Source organism: Lysobacter niastensis, assembly GCF_015453285.1.
Taxonomy (GTDB): Bacteria; Pseudomonadota; Gammaproteobacteria; order Xanthomonadales; family Xanthomonadaceae; genus Lysobacter_J; species Lysobacter_J niastensis.
Genome location: NZ_JADLZT010000007.1, coordinates 213,209 through 228,321 on the forward strand (window position 1 = coordinate 213,209; position 15,113 = coordinate 228,321).

17 protein-coding genes are annotated in these 15,113 nt (G+C 68.0%); 7 read left to right on the forward strand and 10 right to left on the reverse strand.

Annotation, left to right across the window (positions count from 1 at the left end; translation table 11 throughout):
- Complete coding sequence (lipB, locus tag IU514_RS13995; RefSeq protein ID WP_194931746.1) at positions 1–705, reverse strand: lipoyl(octanoyl) transferase LipB; 705 nt, start codon at positions 703–705, stop codon at positions 1–3.
- Positions 693–971 carry a DUF493 family protein gene (locus tag IU514_RS14000; protein ID WP_194931747.1) on the reverse strand — a complete coding sequence of 93 codons (279 nt, stop codon included), beginning with the start codon at positions 969–971 and terminating at the stop codon, positions 693–695. The genes lipB and IU514_RS14000 overlap by 13 nt, the downstream gene beginning before the upstream one ends.
- Positions 972–1,051: 80 nt before the next feature.
- Here IU514_RS14000 and IU514_RS14005 point away from each other — a divergent pair, with 80 nt between their 5' ends.
- Entirely contained in the window at positions 1,052–1,255 is a 204-nt protein-coding gene (locus tag IU514_RS14005) for a hypothetical protein (protein ID WP_194931748.1), read from the forward strand.
- Between the two features lie 45 nt (positions 1,256–1,300).
- The gene (locus tag IU514_RS14010) at positions 1,301–2,059 is read left to right on the forward strand and encodes a DUF695 domain-containing protein (RefSeq protein ID WP_194931749.1); all 759 of its coding nucleotides are present in this window, start codon (positions 1,301–1,303) and stop codon (positions 2,057–2,059) included.
- A gap of 103 nt (positions 2,060–2,162) precedes the next feature.
- On the opposite strand, the gene IU514_RS14015 is transcribed toward IU514_RS14010, so the two are convergent.
- The 8 genes from IU514_RS14015 to IU514_RS14050 form a co-directional block, all read right to left on the reverse strand.
- On the reverse strand, positions 2,163–3,377 hold the full coding sequence (locus tag IU514_RS14015) for a D-alanyl-D-alanine carboxypeptidase family protein (RefSeq protein WP_228760731.1): 1,215 nt from the start codon (positions 3,375–3,377) through the stop codon (positions 2,163–2,165).
- A gap of 57 nt (positions 3,378–3,434) precedes the next feature.
- A complete protein-coding gene (locus tag IU514_RS14020) occupies positions 3,435–4,637 on the reverse strand; it encodes a septal ring lytic transglycosylase RlpA family protein (RefSeq protein WP_194931750.1) in 1,203 nt (400 codons plus the stop codon).
- Positions 4,634–5,818 (reverse strand): lytic murein transglycosylase B, encoded by a 1,185-nt coding sequence (mltB, locus tag IU514_RS14025; RefSeq protein ID WP_194931751.1) that lies wholly within the window; start codon positions 5,816–5,818, stop codon positions 4,634–4,636. Before mltB ends, IU514_RS14020 begins: the two co-directional genes overlap by 4 nt.
- A 93-nt stretch (positions 5,819–5,911) precedes the next feature.
- Positions 5,912–7,024 (reverse strand): rod shape-determining protein RodA, encoded by a 1,113-nt coding sequence (gene rodA / locus IU514_RS14030; protein ID WP_194931752.1) that lies wholly within the window; start codon positions 7,022–7,024, stop codon positions 5,912–5,914.
- Positions 7,021–9,075, reverse strand: a complete 2,055-nt coding sequence (mrdA, locus tag IU514_RS14035; RefSeq protein WP_194931753.1) for a penicillin-binding protein 2 — start codon at positions 9,073–9,075, stop codon at positions 7,021–7,023. Before mrdA ends, rodA begins: the two co-directional genes overlap by 4 nt.
- A 1-nt stretch (position 9,076) precedes the next feature.
- Entirely contained in the window at positions 9,077–9,562 is a 486-nt protein-coding gene (gene mreD / locus IU514_RS14040) for a rod shape-determining protein MreD (RefSeq protein ID WP_194931754.1), read from the reverse strand.
- A complete protein-coding gene (gene mreC, locus IU514_RS14045; RefSeq protein WP_194931755.1) occupies positions 9,559–10,746 on the reverse strand; it encodes a rod shape-determining protein MreC in 1,188 nt (395 codons plus the stop codon). The genes mreD and mreC overlap by 4 nt, the downstream gene beginning before the upstream one ends.
- A 136-nt stretch (positions 10,747–10,882) precedes the next feature.
- Positions 10,883–11,929, reverse strand: a complete 1,047-nt coding sequence (locus tag IU514_RS14050) for a rod shape-determining protein (protein WP_194931756.1) — start codon at positions 11,927–11,929, stop codon at positions 10,883–10,885.
- A 297-nt stretch (positions 11,930–12,226) separates the two neighbouring features.
- Here IU514_RS14050 and IU514_RS14055 point away from each other — a divergent pair, with 297 nt between their 5' ends.
- The 5 genes from IU514_RS14055 (at position 12,227) to IU514_RS14075 (ending at position 15,103) form a co-directional block, all read left to right on the forward strand.
- Positions 12,227–13,159, forward strand: a complete 933-nt coding sequence (locus IU514_RS14055) for a carbohydrate kinase family protein (RefSeq protein ID WP_194931757.1) — start codon at positions 12,227–12,229, stop codon at positions 13,157–13,159.
- Positions 13,160–13,292: 133 nt separating this feature from the next.
- Positions 13,293–13,649 carry a hypothetical protein gene (locus IU514_RS14060; RefSeq protein WP_194931758.1) on the forward strand — a complete coding sequence of 119 codons (357 nt, stop codon included), beginning with the start codon at positions 13,293–13,295 and terminating at the stop codon, positions 13,647–13,649.
- A 69-nt stretch (positions 13,650–13,718) separates the two neighbouring features.
- Positions 13,719–14,372 carry a hypothetical protein gene (locus IU514_RS14065; RefSeq protein WP_228760732.1) on the forward strand — a complete coding sequence of 218 codons (654 nt, stop codon included), beginning with the start codon at positions 13,719–13,721 and terminating at the stop codon, positions 14,370–14,372.
- A gap of 10 nt (positions 14,373–14,382) precedes the next feature.
- Positions 14,383–14,712, forward strand: coding sequence for a heavy-metal-associated domain-containing protein (locus IU514_RS14070; RefSeq protein ID WP_194931759.1), 330 nt, complete (start codon positions 14,383–14,385; stop codon positions 14,710–14,712).
- Positions 14,702–15,103: a hypothetical protein gene (locus IU514_RS14075; protein WP_194931760.1), complete on the forward strand. Its 402-nt coding sequence runs from the start codon at positions 14,702–14,704 to the stop codon at positions 15,101–15,103. Before IU514_RS14070 ends, IU514_RS14075 begins: the two co-directional genes overlap by 11 nt.
- Positions 15,104–15,113: the final 10 nt, after the last annotated feature.

Below are 15,113 nucleotides of genomic sequence, written 5' to 3' on the forward strand. Positions count from 1 at the left end.
TCAGGCGGCGGGGATCGGCGGCGCCGGAGCCTGCTCCACCGCCATCCCGAACAGGCGGGCGATATGCGAGACCAGGACCGGCTTGACCGCGTCCAGGCCGGACGGGCCGCCCAAGTCTAGCATCGAGGTCACCTGCAGCCCCTGATAGCCGCACGGGTTGATGCGCTGGAATGGCTCCAGGTCCATCGCGATGTTGAATGCCAGGCCGTGGAACGTGCAGCCATGGCGTACGCGGATGCCCAGCGCGCCGATCTTGGCCCCGTTCACGTAGACGCCGGGGGCGCCTTCGCGTCGCTCGGCGTGGATGTTCCACTCCGCCAGCGTGTCGATCATCGCCTGCTCGATGCGGCAGACGTATTCCTTCACGCCGATCTTCAACCGGCGCAGATCCAGCAGCGGGTACAGCACGATCTGGCCCGGGCCGTGGTAAGTCACCTGGCCGCCGCGGTCGACGTGCAGCACGGGTATCTCACCCGGGAACAGCACGTGCTCGTCCTTGCCGGCCTGGCCCAGCGTGAACACGGGGTCGTGCTCGACCAGCCACAGCTCGTCCGGCGTGGCGTCGCCGCGGCTGTCGGTGAAGGCCTGCATCGCGCGCCACACGGGCTCGTACGGGCGGCGGCCAAGGTCGCGGACCTGCGCCACCGGCACCGCCGGTACCGGCTCTGGCACCACGGAGGCCGGGCAGGCGGTTACAGCGTCCACTTCACTTCCGGATGGTCGCGCAGCACCTGGTGCGCCAGCTCCCACTGCTCGCGGCTGTCGGCGCGGAAGCTGATCCGCACCGACACGTACTTGCCGTTGGAGGAATGCTTCCACTGCACGGTCTCGGACTCGACCTCGATGCCGGCATCGATCAGCCGCTGCGGCAGTTCGCGCTCGAGGCCGGCATCGGCCGTGCCCATTGCGCTCAGTTCGAAGGTGCCCGGGAACTGGAAGCCGTGGTCGGGATTGTCGGATTTGATTTCCATGGGGGCGATTATGGGTACGGGGGTGGCGGAACCCAAGGAGGCGTAGGATGCGCCCGAATCCGTGACGGAGCGATCGACCGATGGACAAGGCACCACTGCTGTGGGGGGTGTTGTTCAGTTCGATCGGCCTGGGCTATTTCATCTACGGCAAGCGCCAGGGTGCGCCGGTGCCGCTGGTGTGCGGAATCGGGCTGATGATCTTCCCCTACTTCGTGCCGAACTCCTGGGCGATGGTGCTGGTCGGCGCGGCGCTGATGGCGGTGCCGTATTTCGTGCGGCTGTAGCCTTCGTAATAGGATCGCCGCTCACACCATCGCCAGGGACGTCCGATGAGCGAGCAATGGGATTTCTTCTTCTGCCACGTGGATGACAAGCCGGCCTCGATCTTCGTGGATCTTGGCCTGCACGATCAGGCCCCCATCGCGACATTGCCTCATCGCGCCTACCTCAGCGTGGCGTTGCACCACCCTCGCGACGATGGCCTGTCGAGCCAAGAGGAGTTCGAAGCGCTCAAGGGGCTCGAGGATGCGATCCACCAGCGTCTGGTTTCTCCGACGGTCATGTACGTAGGCCGTAACACCAGCGACGGACGGCGCGACTTCTGGTTCTACCTGCCGGATGGGGGGGCATGGGAGAAGCTGACCGAGGACTTCATGGCCCGCTTCCCGGACTACCGCTTCGAGGCGGACGCGGGCCCCGATCCGGAATGGGAGGCCTACCTCGACTTCCTCTACCCGAACGACGAAGGTTGGGACTTCATCACCAACCGCCAAGTCTGCGACCGGCTGGAGGAAGGCGGCGACCCGCTCACTGAAGCACGCGACATCGACCATTGGGCGTACTTCCCGGACCCGGCATCGCGCGACGCCTTCATCGCGCGCGTGCGCGAACTGGGCTTCGACATCCGCGAGCTTCTGCAGCCCGACGAGGAGCGCGCTGAATATGGTGTGCAGCTATGGCGGTGCGATGTGCCCAGCCACCGCGCCATCCACGACATCACCATTCCGCTGCTTCGTGCCGCTCGCGAAGCCGGTGGAGATTACGAGGGCTGGGAAACGCAACGGCTGGCCGAGACGCCCGCAGGGTGATTCGCAGCGAATGCCGGGCCGTACTCCGCTCCAGCACGCAAACAAAAGGCCGGCTTGCGCCGGCCTTTTTGCTTGATCCGTTGCGATCAGGCGAAGCGGATGATCACTCCGACTCCCACCACATCCAGAACTCGTCCCACAGACGCTTGAAGAAACCGCCCTGCTCGACCGCGTTGATCGCCACCAGCGGACGCTGCGCGACGACCTTGCCGTCCAGCATGACCTTCACGGTGCCGATCTTCTGGCCCTTCGCGATCGGCGCGACCAGCTGCTTCGGCACGTCCATCATCGGCTTGAGCTGGTTGTACTTGCCGCGCGGCACGGTCACCAGCATCGGCTCGGCGACGCCGAGCTGGACCTGGTCGGAGGCGCCCTTCCAGACCTTCTGCTGGGCGATCTGCTTGCCCACGTCGTAGAGCTTGTGCGTCTCGAAGAAGCGGAAGCCCCAGTTGAGCAGCGCCTGGCTGTCGTCGGCGCGCTGCTTCTCGGAGGTCGAACCCATCACCACCGAGATCAGGCGCTGGTCGCCGCGCTTGGCCGAGGCCATCAGGCAGTAGCCGGCGCCGGAGTGGTGGCCGGTCTTGATGCCATCGACCGACGGATCGCGCCACAGCAGCAGGTTGCGGTTCGGCTGCGTGATCGGGCCGACCGTGAATTCCTTGATCTTGTTGTACGAGTACGCCACCGGGAAGTCGCGGGACAGCGCGCGGCCGAGCAGCGCCAGGTCGTGCGCGGTCGAGTAGTGCCCTTCCGCCGACAGGCCGTGCGGATTGACGAAGTGCGAGTTCTTCATGCCGATGCGCGCGGCGTACTGGTTCATCAACGACGCGAACGCATCGGTGCTGCCGGCGACGTGCTCGGCCAGGGCGATCGCGGCGTCGTTGCCGGACTGCACCACCATGCCCTTTTCCATCTCCAGCAGCGGCGCGGTCTTGTTGACCTCGAAGCCGGAGTAGCTGCCGTCGGTACCGGCGCCGCCGGCACGCCAGGCGTTCTCGGTCATCATTACCTGGTCGTCGCCCTTGACCTTGCCGCCGGCCATTTCGGCGGCGATCACGTAGCTGGTCATGACCTTGGTGATGCTGGCCGGTTCCAGGCGCTGGTCGTAGTTCTCACCGGCCAGGATGTTGCCGCTGGCGGCATCCATCAGCACCCACGCGGTGCCGGTGATCGCCGGCGGCGGCGGCACGGGCAGTGAGTCGCTGGCCGGCGGCTGCGTGGCTGCAGGCTGCGACGCCGGCGTCTGGGCGACGGCGAATCCGACCGCGAAGGTGGTCAGCGCGGCGAAGGCCATGGCCTTGCGGGTGAAACTGGTCATCGTTCAACTGCTCCGGTTGCCGGTGTCGTTCCGGCCAATATCAAAAGTGGAAAGAATCTAGTCGCGTACGCGCTGCGGCTGGCCGAAACCGAGGCCGGCAATGCGCTCGGCCAGCGCCGGTGCCGCCTCGGCCTGCAAGGGCCCGACGCGCAGGCGCCACACCTTCTGGCCATTGGCGCTGCCATCGAGCAGCATCGCCTCGCCGATCCCCGCGCCGCGCAGGATCGATAACGCGCGATCGGCGTTGTCGCGCGTGGCGAAGCTGGCGATCTGCAGGGTGACACCCTCGTTGTTCGCGGTCGTCGTGGCCGGCGCCGTCTGCTGCGCCTGCACGGGTGCGGGCTTGCCGGTGGCGACGGTGATGCGGCGCGCCTTCATCCAGGCATCGAACTCGGCGGCGGTCATCGGCTGGCCGTCCTGGCCCATGTCGAAGCGCTTTTCAGTGACCCGGGCGCCCTGCGGAAGTTCACCGGCGTTGGCGCTGGCGATCGGCATCGCCGCCACCAGCGTGTCGATCGCGCTGGGCTTGGCCGGCTTGGGTGCCGGTTCCGCAGCGGCAGTGGAACGGCCATCGTCGTCCGCCGTCAGCGCGCGCACCTCGACGCGGCCGGTGCCGCGCTGGGTGATGCCGAGCTTGACCGCGGCGGCGTAGCTGAGATCGATCACGCGGCCTTCGTGGAACGGGCCGCGGTCGTTGACGCGCACCACCACTGACTTGCCGTTGTCGAGGTTGGTGACGCGGGCGAAGCTCGGCAGCGGCAGCGTCTTGTGCGCGGCGGTGAAGGCGTACATGTCGTACACCTCCAGGTTGGAGGTCTTGCGGCCATGGAACTTCTGGCCGTAGTACGACGCCGTGCCCTTCTCGACATAGCCCTTGGGGTTGTCGAGCACTTTGTACTTCTTGCCGAGCACCGCGTAGACCGGGCGGTTGCCGACCTTGGAGCGCGGCTCGCTGGTGACCTCGGGCTCGGGGATTTCATCGACATCGGGCACGTGGTCCGGCGTGGTGTCCTTCTCGCCCGGACGGAACAGGCCGCCGGCCACGTAGTCGCCGCGCTTGCTGGGGTCTTCCTTCGCGGCCGCGTAAGGCGACTTCTTCTTGCCGTGCGGCAGCGGCGCACCATGCACGCCGCCGTTGTCCGGCACCGGCATCGATTCGGACGCCGATTTCTTCGGCGCGCTGACGCAGGCGGCGAGGGCCAGTGGCAGCAGCGCGGCGGTCAGCCGCAGCAGCGCCTTGGCGGTCGTCGAGCGGGTCATGCCGGGGGTTGCTCCGCGGCGGCCGCGGCTACCGGCGCGGCGGTTTCCGGCGGCGCGCGCCCGGCGATCGCCTCGCCCAGCTGGTACACCGCCATCGCGTAGTGCTTGGAGATGTTGTAGCGGGTGATCGCATAGAAGTTCTGGAAGCCGAGCCAGTATTCCGGCCCGTTGACGCCGTCGAGGTTGATCAGCGTCGCGTGCTGCGTCGGCGCGACCTCGGCGAGCGGACGGTAGCCGCGCGTCGCCAGGTCGCCCAGCGTGTACAGCGGCTCGAGCTCCTCGGTCGCGAACTCCTGCGCGTTGTCGGCGCGGGTGGCGCGCACCGTCACCGGACCGCCACGCTGCCAGCCGCCCTTCTTCACGAAGTAGTTGGCGATCGAGGCGAACACGTCGTCGGTGCTGTTGAACAGGTCGCGACGGCCATCGCCATTGCCGTCGACTGCGAACTCACGGTAGCTCGATGGCATGAATTGGCCCCAGCCCATCGCGCCGGCGTAGCTGCCGGTGAGCGTGGTGATGTCCAGCCCGGTTTCCTTGCCCAGCGCGAACAGCTGCGCCAGTTCGCCGCGGAAGAACGCCTCGCGACGGTTCTCGCGATCGGCCTTGGCCGGATCACCGCTGCGCGGATAGGCGAAGGCCAGCGTGTAGAGCGCATCCACCACCGGGTACTTGCCGGTGTTGGTGCCGTAGCTGGTTTCCACGCCGATGATCGAAACGATGATCTCGGCCGGCACGCCGTACTGGCCCTGCACGCGCGCCAGCGCATCGCGGTTCTGCGCCAGGAAGGCCTGGCCGCCGTCGATGCGCGACTGGGTGATGAAGATCGGCCGGTAATCGCGCCACGGCTTGGCTTCGGCCGGTCGCGACATCGCCGCGACGATCGCGTCGCGGATCTGCGCCTTGGCCAGCACGGATTCGATGTATGCCGGATCGACGCCGTATTTCGCCGCGGTGTCGCGCACGAACTCGGCGCGGGCCTGCTCCAGCGGCATCGCCGTGACCGGTTCGGGCAACGCCTGCGTGCCCGGGACAGCGGTCCTGGGCTTGGCAGTGTGCTTGGAAGCGGGCGCGGCGTGGCTGGCGGTCGGCGGCGTCTGGGTGGCGCAGGCCGCCAGGGCGAGCGTCAGGGAGAGCATCGTGGCGCGGGTCAGCGCGCGCTGGGCATAGGGGCGACGGGTCATCGCGGGCAGGGTAGCACGCGTGCCTGAACGCAAAAAACCGTGGATTTTCGCCTTCATGAACGGCCTTTCAGCTTGCCGGCCGGAACCGCGGGGTCATCGCGAGTGCACCGGCCGGTGTGCCCGCACCGCCATCACCACGCCCAGGCCGGCCAGCAGCGATACCGCCGAGGTGCCGCCGTAGCTCAGCAGCGGCATCGGCACGCCGACCACGGGCAGCATGCCGGCGATCATGCCGCCGTTGACGATGACGTAGACGCAGAACGCCAGGCCCAGCGCGCCGGCGATCAGACGCGAGTAGCCGTCGCGGGCCTCGCTGGCGATCCACAGGCAGCGGCCGATCACGAACAGGTACAGCGCCAGCACGGTAGCCACGCCTATCCAGCCGAACTCCTCGCTGAGTACCGCGAAGATGAAGTCGGTGGTGTGCTCGGGCAGGTAGTTCAGATGGGACTGCGAGCCCTGGCCCCAGCCCTTGCCGGTCAGGCCGCCGGCGCCGATCGCGATCTTGGACTGGATGATGTTCCAGCCGGTGCCGAGTGGATCGGACTCCGGATTCAGGAAGGTGAGGATGCGGTCCTTCTGATAGGGCCGCAGCAGCCAGAACCACGCCACCGGCGCGATCGCAGCGACGGCGCCGAACGCCATGCCGAACCACCACCACGGCAGGCCGGCCAGGTACAGGGCGAACGCGCCGCTGGTGGCGACCAGCATCGCGGTGCCGAAGTCCGGCTGCAGCAGGATCAGGCCGGTCGGGACCGCGATCAGCAGGCCGGCGACGATCACCGTGCGCAGCCGCGGCGGCAGCGGCCGCCGGTCGAGGTACCAGGCCACCATCATCGGCAGGCTCAGCTTGAGCAGTTCAGCCGGCTGCACATAGACCACGCCGAGGTTGATCCAGTGACGGCCGTGTTTACCGGTGCCGATCACCAGCACCAGCAGCAGCGGCAGCAGCGATGCGCCGAACACCAGCGGCGACCAGTTACGCAGCTGGTTCGGCGGCACCCGCGACAGCGCCCACATCACGCCCAGGCCGGCCAGGAAGAACGCGCCCTGCCGCACCACCAGACCCATCGCATGGTCGGCGGCGCTGTACAGGACGGCCAGGCCGATCACCATCAGCGCCAGCAGCGCGCCGAGCAGCGGCAGGTCCAGCGTGCGCATGAAGCGCAGCAGCAGGTCGAACAGCCAGCGCAGGATCACTCTCATCGGGTGGGCTCCGGCTTGGGCTGCGGGCGCGTGGCCTGCGCGCCGGTATTCACGGAGGCCGGTGCCGCGGGCTTGGGCGCCGCAGTGGCGGCAGCCGCAGTCGTCGTCGCGGCAGTTGCGGGAGCGGCCACTACGGCATTGCCGTCGTCGTCGACTGGCGCCGCGGTCGGCAACGGCGGGCGCACGTGCTTGGGATCGGTCGGCACTGGCTCGGGCATCTTGCCCAGCAGGTAAGCGTCGAAGATCTTGCGCGCGATCGGCGCAGCGGTGCTGCCGCCGAAGCCACCGTGCTCGACCGAGATCGCCACCGCGATGGTGGGATTGTCGGCAGGCGCGTAGCCGACGAACAGCGCCTGGTGTCGCAGGTGGTACGGCAGGTTGTGCGGATCGAAACTGACGCTGCCCTTGCGGCTGATCTTCTGCGCGGTGCCGGTCTTGCCGGCCATCAGGTACGGCGCGCCGCGGGCCATGGCCGCACCGGTACCACCGCCGTGGATCGTCGCGATCATGCCTTCCTGCACCGCACGCAGGTGGTCGGGGTTGTCGGTGATGCGAGGCGGCGCCTGCTGCGGCAGCAGCGTCCATGGCGCCTCATAGCCGTCGCGGCGCGCGGCGACCAGGTGCGGGCGGACCAGATTGCCGCCATTGGCGATCGCCGCTGTGCCCCGCGCCAGTTGCAGCACGGTGGCGATCCAGTAACCCTGGCCGATGCCGGCGTTGACCGTCTCGCCCGCGTACCACGGCTCCTTGCTGCGCTTGCGCTTCCACTCCGGCGATGGCACCACGCCCTTGTTCTCGCCGGCCAGGTCGATGCCGGTCGGCTCGCCAAAGCCGTACTTCCGCATGTACTGGTCGAAACGGACGATGCCCATCTCGTACGCGAGCTTGTAGTAGTAGAAGTTGACCGACTGCGAGATCGACTTGCGCAGATCGGTCCAGCCGGCACCGCCGTGCGCGTCACGCCAGCCACGACGCTGGCCGGGGATGTAGAACGTACCGGTCGAGAACACCTTGTCTTCGGGCCTGCGCAGGCCGCTGTCGAGGCCGGCCAGGCCGATCAGCGGCTTCACCGTCGAGCCCGGCGGGCCGCCGCCGAGCACGTTGCGGTTGAACAGCGGGCGCGAAGGGTTGTCCATCAGCGCGCGGTAATCGGCATTGGAGATGCCGTTGACGAACAGGTTGGTGTCGTAGCCCGGCAGGCTGACCATGGCGAGGATCTCACCGGTGCGCGGATCCATCGCGACCGCCGAGCCGTCCATGTCGCCGAAGGCGGTGACCATCGCCTGCTGCAGGTCCAGATCGACGGACAGGCGCAGGTCCGCACCCGGCGTCGCCGGCACATGGCCGACCTGGCGCATCGGCCGGCCGTCGACGTTGGTCTCGATCTGCTCGTAGCCGACCTTGCCGCGCAGCGCTTCCTCGTAATAGCGCTCCAGGCCGGTCTTGCCGATGTGGGTGAGCGCGGCGTTGCCCTCGCCCATCGTCTCCAGGTCCTTGGCGTCGATGCGGCCGACATAGCCGATCACGTGCGAGAACAGGTCGCCGTGCGGATAACGGCGATTGAGGTAGGACACCAGCTCGATGCCCGGGTAGCGCCAGCGATCCACGGCGAAGCGCGCGACTTCCTCCTCGGTGACGCGCAGTTTCAGCGGGAGCGGCTTGAAGCCGCGCGAGGCGCGGCGCTCGTCTTCGAAGCGCTCGATGTCTTCCGGCGACAGCGCGATGATCTTCGACAGCGCCGGCAGCCAGGTCTCGGTCTTGCCCGCTTCGTAAGGCGTGACCTCGATGCGGTACGCCGGCACGTTGTCGGCGAGCACGCGCCCCTTGCGGTCCAGGATCAGTCCGCGTCCCGGCACCACCGGCCGCAGCTTGATGCGGTTGGCTTCCGAACGCGTGGCGTAGTCGGCGTGCTCCCACACCTGCAGGCGGAAATACCACAAGCCGAGCCCGATCAGCGCCAGCAGCACGCCGAGGAACGCGATCGCAGCGCGGCTGCGGAACTGCTCGGCCTCGGCGGCGGTGTTCTTCAGGATGCGGCGGCGTGGACCCACCTCAGCGCCTCTTCCACTGGCCCAGCCGCATCGTGTCCATGCCGAGGAACACCAGCGGCCACAGCAGCATGCCGATCAGCGGCGCGGCCCAGAACTCATGCTGCGGCGACGGCGCGCCGAGCACGAAATGGATCACCGCGGCGACGATGCGGTCGTTGAGCAGCAGGCCGCCGATCGCCAGCGCCTGCTGCGACATCGGGAAGAAGCGCAGGCGCGCGCGGAAGCGCTGCAGGATGAAGGCCATCACCACCAGCCGCAGCGCCTGTTCGCCGAACAGCGTGCCGAAGGTGAGGTCGGCGGCCAGGCCGGCGATGAACGCCACGCCGAGTCCGACGCGGTCGGGATCCTCGATCAGCCAGTACGCCAGGACCAGCGCCAGCCAGTACGGACGCAGCGGCTGCAGCATCACCGGAAGCGGCAGCAGTCCCAGCACCAGCGCCAGCAGCAGGCTGACCGGCAGCGCCCAGGAAGCGTTCGAGCGGCTCATCGGCGCTCCTCGCCGGCGGCCGGCGGTGCAGTGGGCGAAGGGGCCGGCTGGACCGGAGCCTGTACAGGTGGCTGCGCAGGCTTCTGCACCGGCGGCTGCACCGGCACGGTCGCCGTCGAAGGACGGGGCGCGCGCGCGGCGTTGCCTGAAGTTGAAGCCCCCGGCGCCGCAGTAGTCGCAGGTCTGGCGGTCGCAGCAGCGGGCTTCGCTGGGGCAGTCGTGGGCGCGGCATTGCCGGTGGCGTTCGCTGCCGTTCCTGCCGCCGTCACGGTGCCCGGCGCGACGGTGGCCGCGGTGCTTTCCGGCGGCGGCGTCGAATCGAACTTGCCGACATCCAGCGGCGTCGGCATCGACAGCAGCACCAGCACCTCGCGGCCGCGGTCGAACTGTGCGGAAGGCTTCACGTCGCCCTCGAGGAAGGCGCGACTGTCGTCCGGATGCAGACGGGTGATCGTGCCGACCGGGAAACCGGCCGGGAAGCGCCCGCCCAGGCCCGAGGTCACCAGCACGTCGCCGACCTTCACGTCGCTCGACAGCGGCACGCTCGACAGGCGCAGGAGGTCGCTGCGGCCTTCGCCGTAGGCGACCAGGCGCACGCCGTTGCGGGCGATGGCGACCGGCACCGCGTGCGAGGGATCGGTGATCAGCAGCACGCTGGCGTGCATCGGCGTGATGCCGATGATCTGGCCGAGCAGGCCACCGGAGTCGATCACGCTCTGTCCGACCTGAACGCGGTCGCGGCTGCCGGCGTCGAGCACCAGGCGCTGGCGCGCAGGATCGAGATCGATGTCGAGCACCGGAGCGAGCATCACGTCGAGGTTGCGGCCGCTGGACGCATCGAGCAACCCACGCAGGCGGGCATTGTCGGCGGCGAGCGTCTGCAGCCGCGCCATGCGCGCCTGGTTCAGCAGCAGCTCTTCGCGCAGTCGGCGGTTCTCGGTGGTCAACTGGCCGAGCGTGCCGGCGTCGTCGCTGATCCGTTCGGCGATGCGCCCGGGCACCCCGGCCACCGTCCACAGCGGCTGCACGAACAGCGCGGCCTGCTGGCGCATCCGGTTCAGCCAGCCGCCGCGATGGTCGAGCACGATCAGAACTACGGCCAGCGCCAGATACGCCAGCAGCCGGAGGGTTCCAGCGACTTCACCGGTTCGGGCAGCGGTGGGTGGACCGGCGTAGGAAGGCACAGGGCTTAAGGTTGAAGACCAGAAACGGGGAAAATCGGAGGGGAACGCGGCCGGCGGGGCAAGCGAAGCGGCAGCGCTGATGCGGCTGCCTGGGATTATCCCGTTTCCCCTTCCCCGTCCCCGTTACTTTGCGCCGTTACTCCGGCGCAAAGAACTCGTTGCCGTGCATGTCGACAAGTTCGAGCGCACGGCCGCCACCGCGAGCCACGCAGGTCAGCGGGTCGTCCGCCACCTGCACGTGCAGGCCGGTCTCCTCGCTGATCAGGCGGTCCAGGTCGCGCAGCAGCGCGCCGCCGCCGGTCAGGACGATGCCGCGCTCGGCGACGTCGGCACACAGTTCCGGCGGGGTCTGCTCCAGCGCCAGCTTGATCGCCGTGACGATGCCGGCCAGCGGCTCGCGCAGGGCGTCGAGCACTTCGTTGGAGTTGATCGTGATCATCTTCGGCACGCCCTCGGCGAGGTTGCGGCCGGAGACCTCGATCGACGTCGCCTTCTGCTGCGGGTAGGCGCAGCCGATCTCGAGCTTGATGCGCTCGGCGGTGGCCTCGCCGATCAGCGTGCCGTAGGTACGGCGCACGTAGTTGATGATCGACTCGTCGAAGCGGTCGCCGCCGATGCGGACCGAGGCCGAATAGACGATGCCGTTCAGCGCGATCACCGCGACCTCGGTGGTGCCGCCGCCGATGTCCACGACCATCGAGCCGCGCGCCTCGGTCACCGGCATGCCGGCGCCGATCGCGGCCGCCATCGGCTCCTCGATCAGGTAGACCTCGCGGGCACCGGCCTCTTCGGCCGATTCCTTGATCGCGCGGCGCTCGACCTGGGTCGAACCGCAGGGCACGCACACCAGCACGCGCGGGCTCGGGCGCATGAAGCGCGACTTGTGCACCTTGCGGATGAAATGCTTGAGCATTTCCTCGGTGTAGGTGAAGTCGGCGATGACGCCGTCCTTCATCGGCCGGATCGTGGTGATGTGGCCCGGCGTGCGGCCCAGCATCTGCTTGGCTTCGCTGCCGACCGCCGCGACCGTGCGCGTGCCACCGATCAGGCGATCCTGGCGCACCGCCACCACCGACGGCTCGTTCAGGACGATGCCCTGACCGCGCACGTAGATGAGCGTATTCGCCGTGCCCAGGTCGATGGACAGGTCATTGGAAAACATGCCGCGAAACTTCTTGAACATCGAGGGATTGACCGTCAAAAGAGGGGGGCGCACAGGGCCCGCTAGCCTAGCAACCGCCCCCCCTGCGAGCAAGGAAAAACCTGCATTCCGCGGCGCTTTTCGCCGCTGAGGGGCAGGCCGCGGCAATCCGTCCAGCCTACCGGCTGGAGCCGCCCCCGATTCAGGACGGGGGTCGCAAAAAACTGGTAGGGATGGCGCCCAGCGGCTACCCTACGCGCCCGCGCGGCATCCCGCCGCCCGCGATCCCGACCCGCACGACCGGTGCGGGCTCGGAAACACCACACCAGGACGATACCGATGTCTGCACTGATCTGCGGCTCGCTGGCCTACGACACCATCATGGTGTTTCCGGACCAGTTCAAGAACCACATCCTGCCGGACAAGGTGCACATCCTGAACGTCTCGTTCCTGGTGCCGCGCATGCGTCGCGAGTTCGGCGGCTGCGCCGGCAACATCGCCTACAACCTCAAGCTGCTGGGCGGCGACCCGATCCCGATGGCGACCGTCGGCACGGACTTCGGCCCGTACCGCGCCCACTTCGAGGAACAGGGCATCCGCCTCGACTGCATCAAGGTGATCGAGGAACTGTTCACGCCGCAGGCCTTCATCACCACCGACCACGACAACAATCAGATCACCGCGTTCCATCCGGGCGCGATGATGCGTTCGTTCGAGAACCACGTGCGCGACGTCAAGGGCGTCACCTTCGGCATCGTCAGCCCCGACGGCCGCGAGGGCATGCTGCAGAACGCGCAGGAGTTCGCCGAGGCCGGCATTCCCTTCATCTTCGACCCGGGCCAGGCGATGCCGCTGTTCAACGGCGCCGAGCTGCGCGCCTTCATCGAGCAGGCCGACTACGTCACCGTCAACGACTACGAGTCCAACCTGCTGCAGGAACGCACCGGCTGGAGCGAGAACGACATCGTCCAGCGCGTGAAGGCCTACATCACCACGCGCGGCCCGCACGGCTCGCAGATCCACACCAGCGAGAAGACCTTCGACATCCCGCCGGCGCACGAGCGCCGCGTGACCGATCCGACCGGCTGCGGCGACGCGTTCCGCGCCGGCCTGATCTTCGGCATCGAGAAGGGCTACGACTGGCTGACCATCGGCCGCATGGGCAACCTGATGGGCGCGCTGAAGGTGGAACACCCGGGCACCCAAAACCAGCGCTTCGACTACGAAGAGTTCGCCGAGCAGTTCAAGCAGCAGTTCGGTTACGCGCTGTAACTCCGCGCGATTCAGAGTCATGACAAAGCCCCGCTGTTGCGGGGCTTTTGTTTTTCACGTTCGTTCCGGCGGGCGCCCCATCCTGCCTCCACGCAGCAAGGCGAGCGCTTCTGACGGGGAGTAGAATCCGGGCATGCCGCTGCGCCACCTCGCCCGCGTCGCGTTCCACCTGCTCCTGGCCCTGATGCTGGCCTTGCCGGCCGCGGCTGCGCCCGCACAGGGCGTGCATGACGCCCTTCAGACGGCGAGCGCGGCGGCAACCGATGACATGCCCTGCGACGAGATGGGCATGCCGGAGCACGACTCGAAACCGTGCGATTGCTGCACGCCGCACCAGTGCGATTTTTCCGCGTGCCTGGGCGTGGCCTGCTTGCCGGAACTGCAGCGCGTCGTCGCTCACATTCCGCCCGCCAGGGCGCCCTCGGCGTGGCGTCACGTCGCCGCCGCACCGCGGCCGCTGGAAACTCCTTTCAGGCCTCCCATCGCCTGACACCTCCGTAGACGATCCGGGCGCATCGCGCGCCCCACGCCGCCGTGCGCGGCAATAACGGAGAGTTTCATGAAAACCACATCAGGCTGGGCAGCCGTTGCGCTGCTCGGGCTGCTGCCCATGGCGGCGGCGGCCAAGCCGATCGCCTTCGCGAAAGGCACGACGGTGATGGCGGAGTACGGCGCCGGCACCATGAACGAAGTCCAGGTGTTCCATGCACCGCGCTACTGGTGGTCCGTGGGCGGCGGGTGGCTGGAGCTGAGCAGCGAGGACGGCGACAAGCTGCGGCACATCACCTACGCACGCGCCAACCTGCTCGCCAAACGCTGGAACCTGCCCGCGGCTCAAGCCAACGTCTTCGTCTGGGGCGGCCTTGGCCGCGCCACCGGCAACGACTTCGATGGCAGCGACCTGGCACGCAATGTCGGCTTTCAGACCGACTACGAGACGCGGCGCGTCTACGCGGCGTTCCGCGCTGACCTGCAGGAGAGCGACCACTTCTCGCACCGCATCGACACCCTGCAACTCGGATGGGCGCCGTATGCCCACGACTACGACACGCTGGCCACCTGGTTCGTCGTACAGGGCCGCCGCTACACCGGCGACCTGTTCGATGGCACCGAGACCGCCCTGCTCGTCCGCTTCTTCAAGGGCGGCACCTGGGTCGAGTTCGGCGCCACTCGCGACGGCAAGCTCCAGGCCATGGCCATGTTCAACTTTTGAGGATTACTCCATGAAGCGATTCAAACTGCTGCTGGCCACGCTGCTGATGGGCGTATCGACCTTCGCATCCGCGAAGACCATCGAGATGGACGTCAACGGGCTGGTCTGCGCCTTCTGCGCGCAGGGCATCGAAAAGACGCTCAAGACCTTTCCCGCCACCGAGGCCGTGTTCGTCAGCCTCGAGAACCGCATCGTCGCGGTGAAGCTCAAGGACGGCAACGACATCGACGACGACACCCTGCGCAAGGCGATCAAGGATGCCGGCTACACCGTCGTGGCCATCCACCGGACGGAGCGGTCACTCGAACAGGTCCGGGCCCAGGTGAAGCATGAAAGCTGACGCGGCCGACGCGCAGATCCCACTGCACCGGAACCTCGGCGTCGCCTTCATCGCGCTCCTCGCCAGCGGCGGCACGCTGGTGTGCTGCGTGCTGCCGGCGGCGATGGTGGCGCTGGGTGCCGGCGCGGCATTGGCCGGACTGGTCACCGCCGTGCCGCAGCTGATCTGGCTGTCCGAGCACAAGGCACTGGTGTTTGGCGTGGCGCTTGCCATGCTGGCGCTGTCCGGTGCCATGCTATGGCGTGCGCGCCGCCTGCCCTGCCCGGCCGACCCGGCACTGGCCTCGGCGTGCACGCGGTTGCGGCGCGCCAGCTCGTTCGTATGGGCCGCGGCGCTCGCCTTGACCCTGCTCGGCGCCGTGTTCGCGTTTGTCATTCCAGTACTGGCTTGAAGGCAACAGA